A 19,485-nucleotide genomic window follows, 5' to 3' on the forward strand; every position below is an offset into this window, starting at 1 on the left:
TCACCGGCTGGATTGCCCCACCAATTCAATCAGCCGCCGCGCCGCCGCCTCGGCGCCGTCGGTGCGGATCATGCCGGCCACTGCCGCTGCACGAGCGCCGGTCTCGGCCGCCAAGGCCACCTCCAGCGCCGCCGACAACGACTCCATCGTCGGTGCCGGACCGTCATGCGCGGCGCCTATCCCCAGTTCGGCCGCCCGCTTCGCCCAATAGGGCTGGTCGCCGATCTGCGGCACGATCACCTGTGACGCTCCCGCCCGCGCCGCGGCAACGGTCGTTCCGGCGCCGCCATGGTGGATGACGGCGGCGACGCGGCCGAACAGCGCCTGCTGGTTGACCTCGCCGACGGCGAAGCAGTCGCCGCCATTGTCGATGCAGCCGAGCCCGGCCCAGCCATGCGCGATGACCGCGCGAAGGCCATTGGCGCGGATCGCTTCGATGGCCGCGCGGCCGGCCTCGCTCGCGACCGATATCGAGCCGAAGCCGACATAGACCGGCGGCGGTCCGGCGGCGAGGAATGCTTCGAGATCATCGGGGAGGGCCCGTTCGTCCGGCAGGATGAAGGCGCCGGTCTGAGCGGCATCGATCAGGTCCGAGCCCGGCCAAGGCCCCAATGTCGGGTCGCAGGCGAGCAGGACCCTCTTGCCATAGACATAGTCCCGGACGTTTTCCACCGGGGGCAGTCCGAGCGACGCGCGCTGGCCGTTGATCGCCTCGCCGAAGAGGGCGTTCTTGGTCCGGACATCCATCTCCCACAGCAGGCGGTTGTCGGTCACGCCGGGCGGCAGCGGATGGCTTGGATATTCATGCGGCCGGTTGTGCGGCGACGGCAACCAGATGGGACAGAACGTGCCGAGCATGTAGCGCATGCCGCATTGCTCAGCGACCATCCGCGCGGCGGCGCAGGATGGGAAGAGACCGAACGCCACCACGGCGTCGCAGCCTTCGGCGGCCGCGCCGAGCGCCTCATATTGCCTGGCGACGATCTCGGCCGCCTGGCCGGCAATGAGCCTGGCCCGGTCTTCGGGCGACGCCGATCGCGACCGATTGATCATTTCCTTCGCCCATTCGCGCACAGGCGAGAAGGCCGGGGCCAGCGGCACGCCGGCGCGGGCCAGGAGGGCGGCAAACTCGGTGTCGCCCGGCGCGCTCACTTTGGCCTCGACGCCGTGCGCCTGCAACGCCGCGCCCAGCGCCGCCAGCGGCTCGACATCGCCGCGCGAGCCGTAAGTCGATAACAAGATCCGCATTCCATGCTCCGTTATGGTTTTTCGGAGCAGCGTTGATACGCCATGGCCGGGGGCTTGCCGCAAGCCCGGGCTGCGCCATATCTATATCCTGGGAAGGGTCGTTATCGCTTCCTCATGCGAGGCAGCGATTGTTGCCATGGCTGGAAGCGACGGCAAACACCCGGGCGCGTCTTGGCGCCAGGCCCTTCGGATCAGCAAGTGGGGATCGATAACAGCCGGCGACCAGCGCGCCGGCTTATGTAAGGCTTAACCCTGGCGGCCTTCCTGGGCGACCCGGGTGGGGGAGCTTGTCAGGCGCGGGACCACGACAAGGCGCTTGATCTTGCCGTTTTTGTAGGCGGCGAGGAAGCGGTGATAGTCCTTGAAGACGACGCAGCCATTCGACTCGGCGCGCCCGCCGCGCAGCATGTAGGTGTGGGCGAGCAGGCCGTTGCGGCCATATTTGTTGCTGCCGCTGGTCGGCGTCAGCCGGATCGCCTCGACGCCGTGAAAGCGCGATTCACGCATCGACAGATTGTAGGTGTCGGGCGGCGTCGGGCCGACATTCTTCTTGTTGACGAAGCGTGGCTGGTCGACCATCGAGCCCAATCCCGAATGCGCCTCGAGCCTGGAGCCGTCCGGCATGTAGACCGTCTTGGCCGAGATATCGTAGACGGCGACGCCATTGCCCGTCGAGGGTCCGTTGAAAAGGTTGCGGAACGCACTGCCGAGCCCGCCGCGCTCCGGCGTATCCGGCTTGGCATAGGCGAGCATTTCTGACGCCTGCGCCTTGCGCTTGCTGGGCTTTGAGTCGGCCACGACCGGCTTCGAGCCGGCTACGCCCGGTAGGGCCTGGTCGCCGCTTCTCGGCGAGACGGCCGTCGGTGCGCTTTGCGCGGTGTCGGCTGCGGCCGGCTGCGGCTTGGCCTTGGCGGCCTGCGGCTTCGTGGGTTCGGGTTTCTGCGCCTTGGCCGCGTTCTGTTCGGGCGTCTCGGTGGCGCGTTCGAGCGTCGTGCGTGGCCGAAGGCCGGGCACGGCAATCGCGTCGGGCAGATCGTCCTGCGGCGGCAGCGAGGCGACCTGGTACTCGCCCTCCTGGCCCTTTTCCGTATTCTCGGCAACATCGGGCGCATCGCTGTTTTGCAGCGCGACGGCAGTCGGGACGTCCGCCGTATCTTCAGGCGCGATGTTGGCAAGCGCCAGCGCCAAGTCGGAAGCGCCGCCGATTTCGGCCGGCTGCGAACCGAAGCGGGCTTCGATCGGGGCGTTCGGCTGCGCGCCGCCGAAGCGGCTCGCCGAAGGCAGGCTGGCGAGCAGGAACGGCGCCTTCTCGGCGCGGGCAAAGGCATCGGCAAGCTTTTGCGGCGAAAGCGCCGCGCGCTTCACCACGCCGTCGAAACGGTCGGCGGCTCCGGCCGCCGAAGCCACCACCACGACCTTTTCCTGCGCGACGCTGTCCGGCGACGGCAACTTGAGGCGCGCCATCTTGCCGTCGAGGCCTTTATTCTGCAGTTTTTCAGCTGCTTGGCTGTCATGTCTGAAGCTTGTCGCGAGGCTGAAGCAGCCTGCGTCGCAGCTGCCGATGAGCGAGCCTGCCTGGTAGCCGCCGTTGGCGGCAAGATGCGGCGCCCAGGCATTGGCGAGCTGCCGGCGCTGGTCGCCAAGCCCGATGCTACGCCCGGAAAGCAGGCCTTGCGGCAATCCGTTGGAAGCTGCGGTCAGCGAGGTGCTCACCGAATAGAGCCCCGCCAAGGTGGCGACGGACCATAGGGCGAGGGCGGCGCCGATAGCAGGCACCACGACCCAACGATGACCAGACTTTTTCGAAGTTACCTCCCCATGAGGAGCGTCACCCCGGATTTTCAAACGCAAAAACGCCATACGACCACTCTCAATCGGCATGCCGGTTTGCGGACCTGGCACCCGTCACGATCACAGTTCGCTGGTGCCCCCTGCACCTACTCGCGTCTGTTGCCGATTGATTCAAAAGATGGACAAAGTTGGTTAACCAATCCCTCCACCAATCGCCGATTTGGCGACGGTCCATACGAAAAAAGAGCCCTCCGTGGTCTTTGCCACGGTAGAAATGCTCTCCCTCACCCGCTTGCTGCCCGTTTTTCCAGCCTCTGTCAAGAAAACGTGAGGGCTGGAACCGCAGCGTCTTCAGCCGGCTAGAGGGCGATTGGGGTTAAAAAACGGCGGCGTGAGCATGTGGCGGGGCTGTCCCGGCATTTTCTTTTGGGCGAAGCCAGACACGGACCTCGGCGTACCTGCCTGCTCGATTTTCGCTTGACCTTCCAGTTGCTGGAACCCGTAGCGTGTTGGAGGGTCGTCCAGGCGGCGCCCTTCCCAAACACGATCGAGGAGACGGAAAATGCACCGACGCGGCTTTCTGATGGCTGGCCTGGCAACGGCTCTGTCGGGTTCTCGCGCGCTGGCGCAGATGAAGATGGACAGCATGTCCGGCATGGACTCGATGCCGGGAATGGGCAGTCATGCGGGCCATGACATGGGCGCCATGGCGCAAGCGCCCGTCACGCTGGCCGAGGGCGAGGGGCTGCGCCAATTGCCGCTGCTTGCCAACGAGGCCGGCCGGCCCGGGCTGTTCCAGGCGAGGCTGACGGCGGAGGCGGCCACGGCGCGCTTCGTCGAGGGCCAGGACACGCCGATCCTTGCCTATAACGGCACGAGCCCGGGGCCGCTGATCGTGGCCTATGAAGGCGACCGCGTCGAGATCACCTTCGCCAACCGGATCGCGGGCGAGCAAAGCACCATCCACTGGCACGGCATGCCGGTGCCGGCAGACCAGGACGGCAATCCGATGGACCCGGTGGCGGCGGGCGCCGACCGTGTCTACGCCTTCGAGCTGCCCGAGGGCTCGGCCGGATCCTACTGGTATCACCCGCATCCGCATGGCCGGACGGCCGAGCAGGTCTATCGTGGCCTTGCCGGCGGCTTCGTCGTCAAGGCCAAAGCCGATCCGATCCCGGCCGCCTATGGCGATACCGTGCTCATGTTCACCGACCTTCGCCTTGCCGCGGACGGCTCGATGCCCGACAACACCATGACCGACCTGATGAACGGCAGGGTCGGCGATCATGTGTTGGTCAACGGCCAGAAGAACCCGAAGCTGGCGATGGCGCGTGGCGCGAAGCGGCGCCTGCGGCTCTACAACGCCACCAATGCGCGCTTCCTCAGGCTCGCTTTCGCCAACGCCGCGATGACCGTGATCGGCAGCGACGGCGGTCTCCTGGAGGCGCCAGTTGTGGCCGAGGAGATATTGCTCAGCCCGGCCGAACGTGTCGAACTGGTCGCCGCCTTCGACCGGTCGGGCACTGCCACCCTCACCACGCTCGACTATGACCGCGGCTGGATGGGTCCTGGCCGGCCCACGGACGCCGGGCTGACGTTGCTGACGGTCGATGTCTCCGACGCGCCGGCCGAGGCGATGCCGCCGCTGCCCGAGCGGTTGAGGCCGATCGCGCCGCTAGGGGCTCCCACGGTCAGCCGCCGCCTCGTCTTCACCGAGACCATGGCGATGAACGCCACCGGCATGGAGATGGGCTTCCTGATCAATGGCAAGGCGTTCGACATGGGGCGCGTCGACATCGTCGCCAGGGCCGGCGACACCGAGCTCTGGGAAATCGTCAACCAGGCCGACATGGACCATCCGTTCCATATCCACGGCACCCAGTTCCAGGTGGTCGAACGCGAACGCGACGGCAAGGTCGCCAAGCCGCCTTATCTAGCGTGGAAGGACACGGTCAACGTAGCACGCGGCGAGACGGTGCGGCTCCGCACGCGCCAGGAACGGCCGGGCACGCGCATGTATCACTGTCACATCCTCGAGCATGAGCAACTCGGCATGATGGGCATCGTCGACGTGCAGGCATGAGGTTGCGCGTCGCTTTCGGGGCGGCGATGCTTGCGCTCGCCGGCCCCCTGGTCCTTGCCCCAACGCTGGCAGCGGGTCCGGGCGATACCATCGTGCCGGCGCGCCAGGCCTCGATGAAGGAGATGGCGGCCGCCGCCAAGGCGATCGCCGAAATGTTCGGCGGCAAGCGCGGCTATGAGCCGGTGGCCTTCAAGGCAGCCGCGGACACGCTCAGCGCCCGCACCGGCGCCGCCCTGGTCGCCGAATTCCCGCAAGGCACGCTTGGCGCGCCGTCTGGCGCCAGGCTGGAGATGGAGGAGGCCCGGCCGGAGTTCGAGGCGCTGGCACGCCATATCGGTCGGCTCGCCGACGCGCTCGCCGCCAAGGCCGCGAACGCGCCGGCCGGGATCACCGCCGACATGCGGATGACCGGCCCGCCGATGGATGGCGGCAGCCTGCTCGGCAAGCGCCCGGGCGCCGTCGAAGCCGATCCGGCAACGATGCCGGCGGAACATCTCCTGCACCTCATCCTGCAGGATTGCACGAGCTGCCATTCGAAATTCCGGCGGAAAATCGAGTGAGGGCCGGCGCGATCAGGGCGCGATATGGCGGCGCACCGTCTTCCACTCCTGCCAGACCAGCCACATGACGATCGCATCGAAGACGGTCAGCACGAGCAGGCCGGGCGAATGCGTGTAGGAGTAGCGGTAGACCTGATAGGCCATGAAGGCGCCGAGTGCCACCAGCGAGGCCGGGTAGGACCAGAGCTTGCCGCGCAGCAGGCCGATGACCAGCAGAAGCTTAATCAGCCCGTGGCTGAGCAGGTAGAAGGCGTAGAACTCCTTGCTGTCCAGCGAAAACTGGCCGGCCATCCGCGACAGATAGCCAGCTATGAAATCGTTCGGATCTTCGATCAACTCTTCCTGGGTGAACATGTTGACCCAGGAAGCGATGGTTTCGGTGGTGACAACGTAAAGCAGGATGCCGCCGACGCACTCGATCAAGGCATGGGCACCTTTTAGCCATACGCTGACCTCAAAGAGTTGGTGAATGCGGTGCTCGCCGGCGGGCTTCAACGATCGACCTCACAATAGACCAGGGAAATCAGGCTAGAATGGACGTTTCTCTCACGCACTGGATCAATTCAGCTGCCGGCATCAGCCCACCCCTTGATAGGACAATGATCGCCATCTCACAAATCGGTGTGCCGCTGATGGTGATCGTGGTGGCCCTGCAATGGTGGTCGAGGAGCGACCGCGCCCATGTGCGCCATGCCTGCCTGTCCGCCGGCCTTTCCTTTCTGCTAGGGTTGGCGATCAACCAGGCCATCCTGCTGTTTGTCCACCGGATCAGGCCATACGATGCCGGCGTCACGCATCTTTTGATCGCGCCCAGCGCCGACTGGTCGTTCCCGTCCGACCACGCGACCGCCAGCATCGCCATCGTCGCCGCCTTCGCCATGCAGGCGCTGCCGCGCCGCACGCTCGCCTTGCTCGTCATGGCCGTGCTGATCTGCTGGTCGCGGCTGCATATCGGCATCCACTATGCCGGTGACATCGCCGGCGGCGCCGCTACCGGGATTGCGGCCGCTATGGTCGTTCGGCTTTGCTACCGCGAAAATTCACGGCTGGACGCTTTCGCCACTAAAATTCTCTAGAAAGACTGGCTCCGACTCCATCGGCGCATCACAAAAGTGACGCGCTCGACCCGCTATATGCTAGGCTCCTGCCGCCAAAACAGGGCTCATCGTCATGGATGCCAACGAATTGCAGGCCATAGGTGATACGCTGATGCGCGTCGTCACCCCGGATATGAAACCGAAAGACCTGCTCAAGGCGGTGCGAAAACTGCATCCGGATGCCAAGAAAAAGGATATCGCCCGGGCGGCCTTCCACGCCATCATCGCCAACGCCGACCAGGATCCTGGCAAGTCGCGCAATCTCCAGGCTTTTGCGCTTGCCGAGCGCACCCAGTAGTCGGAATAAATTGCCGCGAATTGTAGCGTTGGGCTTGCCGGAAACTTAATAAGCGACTTCTAATTTAATGGACCAGCCGGCAGCTAGCCCCCAACCGGTAATGAGTTCATGACCAAAAACCTCGGCAATGCCAAATCCAGCGCTCCTGCCAAGGAGATAAACCCCTCGCTGTTCAGCAGGGCGGCGCCGGCGCTGTTTCCGTTGGTCGTGGCGGCGCTCGGCTATCTCCTCGGTCGGCATTTCTTGGGCTTTTGACGCGGCCGGCGTTCGGCACGTTTCTTCCCAGTCGTCAAAGCGCAACTGGTCCTGTCGGCCATGTCCTTGCAGCTTTGGTCCTAGGGCCTAGGTCGTTCTTGTCCTTGGCTGAGCCCGAGCGCATGTTTATGACAGCCGGCGGCCTCGCAAACTCCGGTCAGGCCCGGCCGCCGAACCCAGTATCACCCCCCAAGGCGACCGGGCCGCAGCCGCGCGGCGAATTCGTTCGCGCTCCCGCCCGCCCAAGCGCCAGACTGCGCAATCTGCAAGTCCGCTCAGACGCTTTCGAAATGCGCTGCCGTATCGTATCGCAGACCGAACTCGATATCGAAGTCGAATTCCAATGAGCTGGGGCGCAACGGCATCCCTTCGTCTCCATGCTCGTTTTTGTTCATCACGATCCGCAAATATATCGGATATTGGCGAGTACCCTTGCACTAAAGACTAATAAGCCCCGCTTTCCGGCAACTCCAGGCGCTCTAGATCGTATTTGGTCGGAGGCAGGAAGTTCTTCGAGCGATGAGCAGGGGCTGTATATGGTAACAAGCGAGCCAGACAGTGTCCGCGTAAAAACCCTCAATGGCCAATGGATAGTGCGGGTCGTCGATGGCGGCAGGCTGACGCAGCAAGTGTTCGACATTCACGCGCAGGCCGAGATATTCGCCGAGGAGGAGCGGCTGCGACTGGGGTTGCCCGGGGAGCCGCCGGCCGAGGAGCCGGTAGGGCTGCAGTGACACGGACGGCCTCGCTGACAGGCGAGGGGGGATTGTTGTCCAATGTTTGTCGATCGGCTCGCGGACAGCCGACGCTGGCGGCCGCCTCGCCGCAGCATTGGACGGCCGGTGCGCCGACAGCACGCCGCCCCGTTACCCCAGATGCTCGGTTTTCAGCTTTTCTTTCATCTGCTCGAGCGCCGGCTGGCCGCCGGCCGCGAGCTCACCAGCGATCCGGGCGAGGTCGTTGTCGGCCTTGCGATATTTGCTGCCCCAGGCGCCCAGTGCCGCCAGCATCGGCAAAAGGTCGATGCCGGCATCGGTCAGCCGATAGATCGCCTTCAGCCCATGGCTCGGGTCGTCGCTGCGGGTGAGGACGCCTTCGTCGACCAGCGTCTGCAGCCGCTCGGCCAGCGTGCGCGACGAGATGCCTTCGGCGGATTGCAGGAACTCGCGAAAATGCCGTTTCCCGGCAAAGGCCAGGTCTCGGATGATGAGCAGCGTCCAGCGGTCGCCGAGCAATTCGAGCGAGAGGCTGATCGGGCAGCCGGACCGTCCCTTGGTCGACATCGGTATGGTTCCATTTTTAAATCACTCTACTATTGACATCATTTCCCGATCTGGGTCAAATGGTTCCGAAAGTAAAGCAATTAAGCGCGAGGGGACCGGACATGAAGAAGCTCATCCTGCAGATGCAGATGTCGGTCGACGGTTTTGTCGGCGCCGACGAGGGGCATCGCTGGCAGCTCTGGGAATGGGGCGATGACAGCGCCTGGGACGAGGAGCTCAAGCGGGACTTCAACGCCGCCTTTGCTTGTATCGACACCATCCTGTTGAGCCGCAAGATGGCTGAGGAGGGGTATCTGACCCATTGGGGCAACGCGGCGAGGAAATTTCCGAAGGACCCTTTCTACGCCTTCGCGCAGCGCATCTTGGAGGCTGAGAAGGTTGTGGCGAGCGGCAAGCTCGAGGCATCGCGCTGGGAACGCACGCGGCTCGTCAGCGGCGACCTGCCACGCGAGGTCGCTGCGCTGAAGCAAGGCGAGGGCGGCGACATCGCCGTGTTCGGCGGCGCGGGCTTTGCCGCCGCGCTGATCGCCGCCGGCCTGGTCGACGAGTTCCAGCTCTTCGTCAATCCTGCGGTTCTGGGCAGCGGCCGCCGCATCTTCGACGAGGGCGGTTTTGGCAGGCTGAAGCTCCTCGGCTCGAAGCCCTATGCCAGCGGCATGGTGGTGAGCCGCTACGCACCGGCGCAATGAGGGCAACACCGAAGTCGCGCTGCCCTGAATCAATCCGCTTGAATCAATCCGGCAGCGCGGCTTCTCAACCGCCTGTTTGGCCGTGCCTTTCCTAGATCGGCTGCGAGCCGCCTCCGCTGACCAGCCGCAGTTGCGCGGCTGGCCGGCCGGGCCGTGGCCAGGCCGCCTGGTCGTTGCCTGCGGCAACGAACCAGCTGGCCTCGCGCGATGTCAGGCCGATAAGCACCCGGCCGGCATATTCGGCCGGCGCGCCATTGCCCGCATCGAACACCGCCCAACTGCTGCCGGGCGGCTCCTGCACCGCGACGAACCTCATCGGAGACTCCATCTGTGAAGAGATGGGCAACATAGCAGACGCGACTTGGCGTTCCTATGACGTGGCTCACATTGGCACACATTTACGGTGGATAGACGGCCCCGGCTGCAAGCATGCCGTGCGCCCCCATCAATCGCCTTGGCCGCTTGCCTTACTGCCCCGCCTGGTCGGCGTCGGTCAGCGTGCCAAGGAAGGCGACGATGTCGTCGATCTCGGCGTCGCTCAGCGCCGGCTTGTCGCCGGGCTTTCTACCGTTGAACGGCGGGTCGGTGTTGAGGTTCGGCCAGTAAGCCTTTGGCAGGTCGTCGAATTTGTCGACCGTGCCGTCCGCCATCGTCGGATACCAGCGCGCCGGATCGCTGTCGCGGCTGGCGTAGAAGGCGACCGCCTCGCGCAGGGAGTGGAAATAGCCATTGTGGAAGAAGCTTTTGCGCAAGGCCACGTTGCGCAGGGTCGGCGTCTTGAACAGGCCGCAATATTCGGCGCGTCCCTTGAAATCAGTGCGCAGCGGACCGCACAGGCCAAGGTCGACGTAATTGGGATCAGCATTGGCGGGGATCGCCGGGTTGCGCGGCACGCCAATCGCGATCAGGCCGTAGTCGGTGAATTGCGGCGGCTCGCCGTCATTGGCCGGCTCGCTCAAGTGACAGCTTGCGCAATTGCCCTTGGTCTCGTCCTCGAACAGCATGCGGCCGCGCAGCTCCTGTGCGGAAAGCTGCGCCTTGCCGGCGAGGAAGGCGTCGTAGCGGCTGGAATAGGGATAGAAGTCGGCGCTGCTCTGCTCGAAGGTGCCGAGCGCATCCACCGCAGCCTCGAAAGCGTCCTGCGGATGGTCGAAGACATCGGCGCCGAACGCCGCCTTGAAGGTGCCGGCATAGGAAGCCTTGCGCAGGCTGGCGGCCACCTGGGCCTCGTCCTTGTTGCCCATCTCGAAGGGCGACAGCAGCGGGATCCTCGCCTGGTCCTTGCCGTGATCGGCGCGGCCGTCCCAGGTCAGGCCGCCGGTCGGCCCATTGTCGACGCTCTCGTCGCCTTCATCCTCGGAGTCGTAAAAATGCTCGGTGAAGGCCGGCGCCGCCTGCAGGTAGCGCAGCGATGGGACAGTGCGGACGCCCGGCTGGTCGAGCTTTGCCCCGCCTATCTCGACCGGCGAAGCCGAGGCCGGTCCGAAGGCGTGGTTGGGATCGTGGCAGGACGAGCAGGCCTGCTTGCCCGAGGCCGAGAGCGAAGGGTCGAAGAACATCTGCCGCCCGAGCGCAGTCAGCGCGTCGGCGCGGGCAAAAGCGTCCTGGCGCGACATGGGGCCGGGATGGACGCCGGAAGGTTCCGCGGTGTTGGCAGGCGCGGTCAAGCCGACCGTCAGGGCAGTCAGAAGGGCGATCGTGTGATTTTTCCGTCCCATCGTCTGTGGCGACATCCCTGATTTCCTTCGCCAGATTTCGTTCGCGACGTAAGGATCGAGTGCAACGGATTGATGACCGGCGTATTCGCTCACGAAACCGTGTTCGGCCGGGGCGGAACTGTCACAAAGGTGACAACGCACCGAAGTAGCTGGGCATAGATGCAGGTTGCTTGCCTGCATTGCCGTCCTCCAGCCATTCCCAAGCCACGAGGCATTTCCCGATGACCCGGTCCTTTCTCTCGCTCTGCCTCGCCTCCACGGCGCTGGCATCGCTCTCCGTTGCTGCCCACGCGGCTCCTCCCGGCTACGACAAGATCGACACCGTCGTCGTCATCTACGCCGAGAACCGCAGCTTCGATAACCTCTATGGCGGCTTCCCCGGCGCCAACGGCCTGGCCAATGTCTCGCTCGACCAGGCGCGCCAGCTCGACCGCGACGGCAAGCCGCTTTCGGAATTGCCGCCGGCATGGGGCGGACTGACCGGCAAGGGCGTCACCCCGGCGGTGACGGAAGCGCAGAGCGCGCATCTTCCCAATGCCGCTTTCGCGATCGACGACCCCAAGGGCTTCAACGAGAGCACCAACGTCGTCACGCACGACCTCTGGCACCGCTTCTACCAGGAGCAGATGCAGATCGACGGCGGCCGGAACGACAAGTTCGTCGCCTGGGCCGATTCCGGCTCGCTGGTCATGGGCCATTACGACGGCTCGAACCTGCCGATGTGGGCGATCGCCAAGAAATACGTGCTGGCGGACAACTTCTTCCAGGGCGCCTTCGGCGGCTCCTTCCTCAACCACTTCATGCTCGCCTGCGCCTGCGCGCCTTACTATCCGAACGCCGACACCAGCCCGGTGAAGGGCCAGATCGCCGTCGTCGAGCCGGATGGCGTGACGCTGAAGCCGGCCGACAATTCGCCGCCCTCGGCGCTTGGCGGCGTGCCGAAATTCGCCAATGACGGCGCCATCACGCCCGACTTCTACGCCGTCAACACCATGCAGCCGCCTTACCAGCCGAGCGCCAACAAGCCGGCGGAGGGTGGTAACAAGGCGCTGGCCGATCCGGCGCAGCCGACCACGCTGCCGCCGCAGCACGAGATCACCATCGGTGACCTACTGTCGCTGAAGGGCATTTCCTGGGCCTGGTATTCGGGCGCCTGGCAGGCGGCGCTCGACGGCAAGAACGCGACGCCCGTGCCGAATTTCCAGTTCCACCACCAGCCCTTCAACTATTTCGCGGCCTATGCGCCGGGCACGCCCGCTCGCGCCGAGCACATCAAGGATGGCGGCCTCGACGGCGTCGAGTTCATCAAGGCGATCGACGACGGCAAGCTGCCGGCCGTCACCTTCTACAAGCCGCAGGGCAACCTCAACGAGCACGCCGGCTATGCCGATGTGACCTCTGGCGACCAGCATCTGGCCGACCTCGTCGCGCATCTCGAAAAGAGCCCGCAATGGGCGCATATGCTGGTCGTCGTCACCTATGACGAGAATGGCGGCTTCTGGGACCACGTCGCGCCGCCCAAGGCCGATCGCTGGGGCCCGGGCAACCGCATCCCGGCCTTCATCATCTCGCCCTATGCCAAGATGGGCATGGTCGACCACACGCAGTACGACACCACCTCGATCCTGCGCTTCATCACCAACCGCTACAACCTGCCGGTGCTGCCGGGCATCGTCGCCCGCGACAAGGCGCTGCGCAACAACGACCAGCCGCCGATGGGCGATCTGACGGCGGCGCTCGATCTGACGAAGTAGGCGTTGAACACCCAACGAAAAGGCCCGCCTCGGCGGGCCATTTCGTTGGCCTGGCGCCGGACCGCTGAACCACCTATGCGGTCAAGGCTGCGTGCTGCTCGAAAAGCACATGCAGCTGGGAGGCCGGCATAGGCCGCCCGAACAGCCATCCCTGGACATCCGTGCAGCCGTTCTCCCTGACCAGCAGATACTGGTCTTGCGTCTCGACGCCCTCCGCCGTGGTCGTCATGCCGAGCGTGCTGCCGAGTTCGGCGACGGCCTTGACGATAGCCCGGCTTTCGCTGCTCTCGCACATCAGGCTGACGAAGCTGCGATCGATCTTGATGCGGTCGAACGGAAACGACCGCAGGTAGCTCAACGAGGAGTAGCCGGTGCCGAAGTCATCCATGGCGATGCTGACGCCAAGGTCGCGCAGGCCGTGCAGCGTTTGGATCGTATGCTCATTGTGGGCCAACAGCACCGACTCCGTGATCTCTAGCTCCAGCCGTGACGGCAAGAGATTGGACGTGGCGAGCGCCGAGGCAACCTGAAGCGGCAGACCCTGCTGCTTGAACTGGGCCGGCGAGAGATTGACGGCGATCTTGACCGGCTGAGGCCAACTCGCCGCGTCTGCGCAGGCTTGCCGCATGATCCACTCGCCAAGCCCTTCGATAACCCCGGTTTCCTCCGCGAGCTGGATGAATTCGCCCGGCGGCAGCAGGCCGAGCCGCGGATGGTTCCATCGCACGAGGGCTTCGAAGCCGGTAAGCTTGGAGGTCTTTGCGTCATGCAGAGGCTGATAGTGCAGCACGAACTGATCCTGCGCCACGGCAAGCGCCAGTTCCGCTTCGAGCAGGCGACGCTCCTGCAGGCGCGCATCCATTCCCGGCTCGAACGACCGGCAGGTGCCTCGGCCTTCCATCTTGGCCTTGTAGAGCGCGAGGTCGGCGTTGCGGATGAGGATTTCCGAGCTGTCGCCGTCGTCGGGAAACACAGCGATGCCGACGCTGGCGCCGATGCCGATCTTGTGTCCCTGGATCACGAATTCCGCCGAAAGCGCGTGAATGGCCCGGCTGGCCAACCCGCCGGCCTGCGCGTCGCTGTCAAAAAGCAATTGAATGACGATGAATTCGTCGCCGCCGACCCGCGCCACCATCGCGGTTTCGCCGGCCTGCTGCCTGAGGCGCTTGGCCACGGCCACGAGAAGCTCGTCGCCCACCGGATGGCCGAGCGTGTCGTTCACCGGTTTGAACCGGTCGAGGTCGATGCAGTGTACCGCCAACTTTTCGCCGTCCCGCAAGCTCCGCAGCGCGTCGTCCATCGTCTCGGCCAGCAGGCCGCGATTGGGCAGTCCGGTAAGAATATCGTGTGTCGCAAGATGCTGTATCTCGGCGGTGCGTTCCTCCACGCGCCGCTCCAGGGTTTCGGCAGCCTCCGCCTGCATCGACATGCTCCGCGCGATCGCATACCAGCACGCCAGGGCGAGCAGCGTGACGACGGCAATGGCGGCGTAGCCCGCCAGCTCGAATTGCTTCACCGACTGGACATCGACGTCGCTTTCGAACCGGCTGTTGGGAAAGCCGGCCCACAGCCGCCATGCGCTTCTGGGATCGTTGAGCGAGAGCGGAATGACTTCGGAATAGATCAGCTTGGAATCTGGCGCCGTGAACGATTTTGTGTCGGCCGCCAGGGCTGTCGAAAGCCGGTGCTGGTCGGATTCGAAGCCATAGTCGGAATTGACGATGACGTAGTCGCTGCTGGGCAGCAGCTTGCGCAACGCCGAGGTCAGCATGATCGCCGAGACCGAGCCGCGAAGGGTGCCGTCGGCCGCGAAAACGGGAACCGAGAGGATGAAGCCCGAGCGGTCGGCATCGTTGCCGCTGTGGATGAAATCGGTGTTGTCGCAGGTGATCAGTTCCTTCGTGCCGATGATCGGCACGTTGAGACCGTCGATGCCACTTGAATCCGGATAATTCGCCTTCAGCCAGGCAAGCTGCTTGGCAAGTTCGTGGTACTCATAGGTCTCGACCTCCTCCGCCGGCCGCTGAAGCGATTGATTGTCCAGCTTCCTCGGCTTTCGATCGTCGGCATCGGCCCTTGCCCTGGCGTTGACGATCAGCTGGTCGAACTGAAGGATCGGCTCCTCGAGCTTGCCTGTCACCGGATCGAAGCGGTCGGGGTCGAAGTCCAGCGGCAGGAAGTAGACTTCGGAAATGGAAACGTTGCTGGCCAGGTTGTTGTAGATCTGCTGGATCGTGGCACGGCCCTCGTCGCCGAGGTTGGTGCCATGCCGGTCGAGGTTTTGAACGCTGGGCAGATAGGTCAGCGTCCGGACATTCTCGTAGATCGATCGCAGCGCATCCTCGACGGTTTTGGCGGTCGCCCTGGATCCGGCCTGCGAATTCTCAAGGTAGCGTTGCTTGGCAAGGGCGAAATTGCGCTCGGAGTCGATGCGCAGCGCGGCCAGCGTCACAGCCCCTGTCAACAGGATCAGCACAAATCCGGCCATTCGCCTGAAGGCGCTCATCGACGACTCCACCGCTAATCCGCAAGGCATACCCCTTTGCGGTTTAGGAAGCGCTAATGATCCGCTGCCGTCGGCGCGGCGGGTGGACGATTTTCGCGCGCCGGACTGGCACGAGGGTGGCTGAAATCCATCTTGTGCGAAGTAAGGGATACAATATGAAGTGCGAAGGCACCGTCATGAAGTGCGAAGGCATCGGCGCGCCTGGGCGTGGAGCGCCCTCGCGGCGGCCCCGGGGCGGAAAGGACAGTTGATGAGTGGGCTCAAGGTGAGGACCAGAACGACCGGTGCGCTGGCGGCCCTCCCGCCTGGTAGGTTGCCGACGGTGACCACACCAACCGGTGGCACTGTCGATGTGGTGACGTCGGTCAGCGCTCCGGGCTTCAATCCGCTCGACCTGCTTTACGCTTCCCTGGCCGCCTGCATGGTGCTCAGCGCCCGCATCGCCGCCAATCGTCTCGGCGTCGCCGACCGCCTGGGCGAGGTGAGGGCGGAGGTCACCGGCGAGAAGGCGAAGGACGAGCCGTCACGGGTCGAGACATTCGCCGTCAGGTTGGAGATTGCCGGCGACCTCGACGCCGCGACGAAAGAGCGGATATTGGCGGACGCCGAGGACATCTGCACCGTCTCCAACACGCTGCGCGGCGCCCCGACGCTTCACGCGACGCTGGGGTGAGCGCATGGCGCATCTATCCCCTATCGACTACGCGACCGCCTCCGAAGAAATCCGCGCCGAGCACGACCGCGAGCTCGCGCTGCGCGGCCGCATGACCAACATGAAGCGCGTCTTGCTGCACTCGCCGGCCGCCCACCGCATCTACGCCGAATGGTTCACGCTGCGTGACCTTCTCAAGCCCACACTCGACGACCGCGCCATCTGGCTGTTCTCGAAGGTGATCGCCGAGACGATGCGCGCCGAGATCCCGGTCACCTTCTTCCGCCGCGCGCTGATCGAGAACGGGGTCGATCCCGAGGGGATCGAGCCGTCGGCCGACGAGACGCTGCTGATCGGCTTCGGCAAGGCGGTCGCGGCCGACGCGAATGCCGTCCCGGACGAGACCTGGGCCGCGTTGAAGGCCCGCTATGACGAGACGCTGTTGGTCAACCTCACCGCCTTCGCCGGCATCATGGTGGCAACCTGCGTGTTCACCAATGCGGTGAAGGTGGAGCTTGATCCGGAGTTGGAAGGATATCGCAAGCGGTGAAACGCGGCCTTTCCTTCTCCCCTTGTGGGAGAAGGTGGATCGGCGCGATAGCGCCGAGACGGATGAGGGGTGTTCCAGCTTGGCAACAAGTGTGAAATTGCCGCCGCCTCATTGCTTCCAACACCCCTCATCCGACCTCGCTTCGCGAGGCCACCTTCTCCCACAAGGGGGAGAAGGGGAAGTCGGCGCGTCGCCATCTTGTCATGTATCGGGTGGTTCCAACGTCGCCTCCGCCCCACTTTGACACCAAGCAAAGGAGGCGCCCATGACCATCCATTCCCTCAACACCAAGCGCGCCAGCCGCTCGGCCGAATCCCGCGTCGCGGCGCAGGATTGGCGCGCGCTGGTGTCAGATCTCAATGCCCAGGGCTGCGCCGTCATGCCCGGCCTGATGTCTTCGGAAGAATGCGCCGATGTCGCCAGCCTCTATCCGCATCAGGAGCATTTCCGCAGCCATGTCGTGATGGCCCGCCATGGCTTCGGCAAGGGTGAATATCGGTACTTCAAGTATCCGCTGCCGGACCTGATCGAGGGCCTGCGCACAGCCCTCTATCCGCGCCTCGCCACGGTCGCCAATGACTGGAACGAGAAGATGGGTGTCGCGCAGCGCTATCCCTCCGACCACGCCGCCTTCCTGAAGCGCTGCCACGACGAAGGCCAGGTGAGGCCGACGCCGCTCCTGTTGCAATACGGCCCCGGCGACTTCAATTGCCTGCACCAGGACCTCTACGGCGCGCTCGCCTTTCCGCTGCAAGTGGCAATCCTGTTGTCCGAGCCGGGCGAGGATTTCACCGGCGGCGAGTTTGTGCTCACCGAGCAACGCCCGCGCATGCAAAGCCGCGCCGAGGTGGTGCCGCTCAAGCGCGGCGATGCGGTGATCTTCGCCGTGCACAATCGGCCGGTGCAGGGAACCAAGGGGTATTACCGGGTCAACCTGCGCCACGGCGTGAGCCGGTTGAGATCAGGACAACGACACACCGTGGGCATAATCTTCCACGACGCGAAGTAGAGTGATGCGCCAAAGCTGCTGATCTCCCCTCAAGTGGGGAGATGCCCGGCAGGACATAGGGGGTGCTGTCCCGCCGGCCTTGAAGGCTTGGGTTCCTCGCCCCCGCAAAGCGGGGGAGAGGTGTCCGCGAAGCGGACGGAGAGGGGGCCTTCGTAGGGCGTTCCCCTCTCCGTCTCGGCTTTGCCGAGCCACCTCTCCCCCACCTTCGTGCGGGCGAGGAACCTTGATCCTGCTGCGCCGCGTTCCATCGGCAAATGCAAGGAGGCGCATCTGCGGCGTTTGCGCTCTTCCCCTGCCGCCTGCATTCGCGTACACGCCCGGGCAAATCCCGCCACGTCAGCGCAGTTTCCCGGACCGCCCCATGATCCGTCTTGAAAATATCGGCAAGCAGAACGGCCGACAGATCGTCTTCATCGAAGCCTCGGCCGCCTTGCAGAAGGGCGAGAAGGTCGGGCTGGTCGGCCCGAACGGCGCCGGCAAGACGACTTTGTTCCGCATGATCATCGGCCAGGAACAGCCGGACGAAGGCCAGGTCTCGGTCGATCGCGGCGTCACCATCGGCTATTTCAGCCAGGATGTCGGCGACATGGGCGGCATGAGTGCCGTCGCCGAAGTCATGGAGGGCGCCGGGCCGGTGAGCGCCGTGGCGGCCGAGATGCGCGAGCTCGAGCACGCCATGGGCGATCCCGACCGCGCCGACGAGATGGACGCAATCATAGAGCGCTATGGCGAATTGCAGCACCGCTTCGAAGAGCTCGACGGTTATGCGCTCGACGGCCGGGCACGCGAGGTGCTGGACGGCCTCGGCTTCAGCCAGGAGATGATGGACGGCGACGTCTCAAAGCTCTCCGGCGGCTGGAAGATGCGCGTCGCGCTGGCCCGCATCCTGTTGATGCGGCCCGACGTCATGCTGCTCGACGAGCCGTCGAACCATCTCGACCTCGAAAGCCTGATCTGGCTGGAGAAGTTCCTCAAGGATTACGACGGCGCGCTCTTGATGACCTCGCACGACCGCGAGTTCATGAACCGCATCGTCAACAAGATCATCGAGATCGATGCCGGCGCGCTCACCTCCTATTCCGGCAATTACGAATTCTACCAGGAGCAGCGGGCTCTCGCCGACAAGCAATTGCAGGCGCAATTCGAACGCCAGCAGGCGATGCTGGCCAAGGAGATCGCCTTCATCGAGCGTTTCAAGGCGCGCGCTTCTCACGCAGCTCAAGTGCAGAGCCGGGTGAAGAAGCTTGACAAGATCGACCGCGTCGAGCCGCCGAAGCGCCGCCAGACGGTGACCTTCGAGTTCCAGCCGGCGCCGCGCTGCGGCGAGGACGTGGCGACGCTGAAGGGTATCCACAAAGCCTATGGCAGTCGCAATATCTATTCCGGCCTCGACTTCCAGATCCGACGCCGCGAGCGCTGGTGCGTGATGGGCGTCAATGGCGCCGGCAAGTCGACGCTGCTGAAGCTGGTCGCCGGCGCCTCCGAGCCGGACACGGGTACCGTCGCGCGCGGCCCGAGCGTCAAGATGGGCTATTTCGCCCAGCACGCCATGGAACTGCTCGACGGCGAGCGCACCGTCTTCCAGACGCTTGAGGATAATTTCCCGCAGGCCGGCCAGGCGCCGCTCAGGGCTTTGGCGGGCTGCTTCGGCTTTTCCGGCGACGAGATCGAGAAGAAGTGCCGCGTGCTCTCGGGCGGCGAGAAGGCGCGGCTGGTGATGGCGCTGATGCTGTTCGATCCGCCCAATTTGCTGGTGCTCGACGAGCCCACCAACCACCTCGACATCACGACCAAGCAGATGCTGATCGAGGCGCTGTCGCAATATGAAGGCACGATGCTCTTCGTCTCGCACGACCGCCATTTCCTGGCGGCGCTGTCGAACCGCGTGCTGGAGCTGACGCCCGAAGGCATCCACACCTATGGCGGTGGCTACACCGAATATGTCGCGCGCACCGGCCAGGAAGCGCCAGGGCTGAGGAGCTAGAGACGTAA

Annotated in this window: 19 protein-coding genes; 12 read left to right on the top strand and 7 right to left on the bottom strand. The window is 64.6% G+C overall.

Annotation, left to right across the window (positions count from 1 at the left end; all coding sequences use genetic code 11):
• Together RFM52_RS08490 and RFM52_RS08495 are read right to left on the bottom strand one after the other, a co-directional pair.
• The gene (locus tag RFM52_RS08490) at positions 1–1,248 is read right to left on the bottom strand and encodes a glycosyltransferase (RefSeq protein ID WP_320296224.1); all 1,248 of its coding nucleotides are present in this window, start codon (positions 1,246–1,248) and stop codon (positions 1–3) included.
• A gap of 246 nt (positions 1,249–1,494) precedes the next feature.
• Entirely contained in the window at positions 1,495–3,027 is a 1,533-nt protein-coding gene (locus RFM52_RS08495; protein WP_320296223.1) for a tlde1 domain-containing protein, read from the bottom strand.
• Between the two features lie 574 nt (positions 3,028–3,601).
• Here RFM52_RS08495 and RFM52_RS08500 point away from each other — a divergent pair.
• Positions 3,602–5,122, top strand: coding sequence for a multicopper oxidase family protein (locus RFM52_RS08500; RefSeq protein WP_320296222.1), 1,521 nt, complete (start codon positions 3,602–3,604; stop codon positions 5,120–5,122).
• The gene (locus RFM52_RS08505) at positions 5,119–5,682 is read left to right on the top strand and encodes a cytochrome c (RefSeq protein ID WP_320296221.1); all 564 of its coding nucleotides are present in this window, start codon (positions 5,119–5,121) and stop codon (positions 5,680–5,682) included. The genes RFM52_RS08500 and RFM52_RS08505 overlap by 4 nt, the downstream gene beginning before the upstream one ends.
• A gap of 12 nt (positions 5,683–5,694) precedes the next feature.
• Here RFM52_RS08505 and RFM52_RS08510 read toward each other — a convergent pair whose 3' ends face one another.
• Positions 5,695–6,177 carry a DUF2127 domain-containing protein gene (locus RFM52_RS08510; protein WP_320296220.1) on the bottom strand — a complete coding sequence of 161 codons (483 nt, stop codon included), beginning with the start codon at positions 6,175–6,177 and terminating at the stop codon, positions 5,695–5,697.
• Positions 6,178–6,215: 38 nt separating this feature from the next.
• Here RFM52_RS08510 and RFM52_RS08515 point away from each other — a divergent pair, with 38 nt between their 5' ends.
• The 4 genes from RFM52_RS08515 (at position 6,216) to RFM52_RS08530 (ending at position 8,066) form a co-directional block, all read left to right on the top strand.
• Positions 6,216–6,758 carry a phosphatase PAP2 family protein gene (locus tag RFM52_RS08515; protein WP_320296219.1) on the top strand — a complete coding sequence of 181 codons (543 nt, stop codon included), beginning with the start codon at positions 6,216–6,218 and terminating at the stop codon, positions 6,756–6,758.
• Between the two features lie 94 nt (positions 6,759–6,852).
• Positions 6,853–7,077, top strand: coding sequence for a hypothetical protein (locus tag RFM52_RS08520; RefSeq protein WP_320296218.1), 225 nt, complete (start codon positions 6,853–6,855; stop codon positions 7,075–7,077).
• 108 nt (positions 7,078–7,185) lie between these two features.
• Positions 7,186–7,332 (top strand): hypothetical protein, encoded by a 147-nt coding sequence (locus RFM52_RS08525; protein WP_320296217.1) that lies wholly within the window; start codon positions 7,186–7,188, stop codon positions 7,330–7,332.
• Positions 7,333–7,868: 536 nt separating this feature from the next.
• Positions 7,869–8,066, top strand: coding sequence for a hypothetical protein (locus RFM52_RS08530; RefSeq protein ID WP_320296216.1), 198 nt, complete (start codon positions 7,869–7,871; stop codon positions 8,064–8,066).
• Between the two features lie 132 nt (positions 8,067–8,198).
• On the opposite strand, the gene RFM52_RS08535 is transcribed toward RFM52_RS08530, so the two are convergent.
• Positions 8,199–8,615 (bottom strand): winged helix-turn-helix transcriptional regulator, encoded by a 417-nt coding sequence (locus tag RFM52_RS08535; RefSeq protein WP_320296215.1) that lies wholly within the window; start codon positions 8,613–8,615, stop codon positions 8,199–8,201.
• A gap of 101 nt (positions 8,616–8,716) precedes the next feature.
• Between RFM52_RS08535 and RFM52_RS08540 the strand changes: the two genes are divergently transcribed.
• Complete coding sequence (locus RFM52_RS08540; protein WP_320296214.1) at positions 8,717–9,304, top strand: dihydrofolate reductase family protein; 588 nt, start codon at positions 8,717–8,719, stop codon at positions 9,302–9,304.
• Between the two features lie 91 nt (positions 9,305–9,395).
• Here the strand turns inward: RFM52_RS08540 and RFM52_RS08545 are convergent, their stop codons facing one another.
• Positions 9,396–9,620, bottom strand: a complete 225-nt coding sequence (locus RFM52_RS08545; RefSeq protein ID WP_320296213.1) for a hypothetical protein — start codon at positions 9,618–9,620, stop codon at positions 9,396–9,398.
• A 151-nt stretch (positions 9,621–9,771) separates the two neighbouring features.
• Positions 9,772–11,037 carry a cytochrome-c peroxidase gene (locus RFM52_RS08550; RefSeq protein WP_430699259.1) on the bottom strand — a complete coding sequence of 422 codons (1,266 nt, stop codon included), beginning with the start codon at positions 11,035–11,037 and terminating at the stop codon, positions 9,772–9,774.
• A gap of 206 nt (positions 11,038–11,243) precedes the next feature.
• Here RFM52_RS08550 and RFM52_RS08555 point away from each other — a divergent pair, with 206 nt between their 5' ends.
• Positions 11,244–12,776: an acid phosphatase gene (locus tag RFM52_RS08555; protein WP_320296212.1), complete on the top strand. Its 1,533-nt coding sequence runs from the start codon at positions 11,244–11,246 to the stop codon at positions 12,774–12,776.
• 73 nt (positions 12,777–12,849) lie between these two features.
• Here the strand turns inward: RFM52_RS08555 and RFM52_RS08560 are convergent, their stop codons facing one another.
• Positions 12,850–15,282: a putative bifunctional diguanylate cyclase/phosphodiesterase gene (locus RFM52_RS08560; protein WP_320296211.1), complete on the bottom strand. Its 2,433-nt coding sequence runs from the start codon at positions 15,280–15,282 to the stop codon at positions 12,850–12,852.
• Between the two features lie 250 nt (positions 15,283–15,532).
• Between RFM52_RS08560 and RFM52_RS08565 the strand changes: the two genes are divergently transcribed.
• The 4 genes from RFM52_RS08565 to RFM52_RS08580 all read left to right on the top strand — a co-directional run bounded on the left by RFM52_RS08565 (position 15,533) and on the right by RFM52_RS08580 (position 19,477).
• A complete protein-coding gene (locus RFM52_RS08565) occupies positions 15,533–15,955 on the top strand; it encodes an OsmC family protein (RefSeq protein WP_320296210.1) in 423 nt (140 codons plus the stop codon).
• A gap of 4 nt (positions 15,956–15,959) precedes the next feature.
• The gene (locus RFM52_RS08570) at positions 15,960–16,484 is read left to right on the top strand and encodes a carboxymuconolactone decarboxylase family protein (protein ID WP_320296209.1); all 525 of its coding nucleotides are present in this window, start codon (positions 15,960–15,962) and stop codon (positions 16,482–16,484) included.
• Between the two features lie 265 nt (positions 16,485–16,749).
• Positions 16,750–17,493 carry a 2OG-Fe(II) oxygenase gene (locus RFM52_RS08575; protein ID WP_320296208.1) on the top strand — a complete coding sequence of 248 codons (744 nt, stop codon included), beginning with the start codon at positions 16,750–16,752 and terminating at the stop codon, positions 17,491–17,493.
• 361 nt (positions 17,494–17,854) lie between these two features.
• A complete protein-coding gene (locus RFM52_RS08580) occupies positions 17,855–19,477 on the top strand; it encodes an ABC-F family ATP-binding cassette domain-containing protein (RefSeq protein ID WP_320296207.1) in 1,623 nt (540 codons plus the stop codon).
• Positions 19,478–19,485 lie beyond the last annotated feature (8 nt).

Origin of the sequence: Mesorhizobium humile, assembly GCF_033977215.1 — a bacterium.
GTDB classification, from domain to species: Bacteria; Pseudomonadota; Alphaproteobacteria; order Rhizobiales; family Rhizobiaceae; genus Mesorhizobium; species Mesorhizobium humile.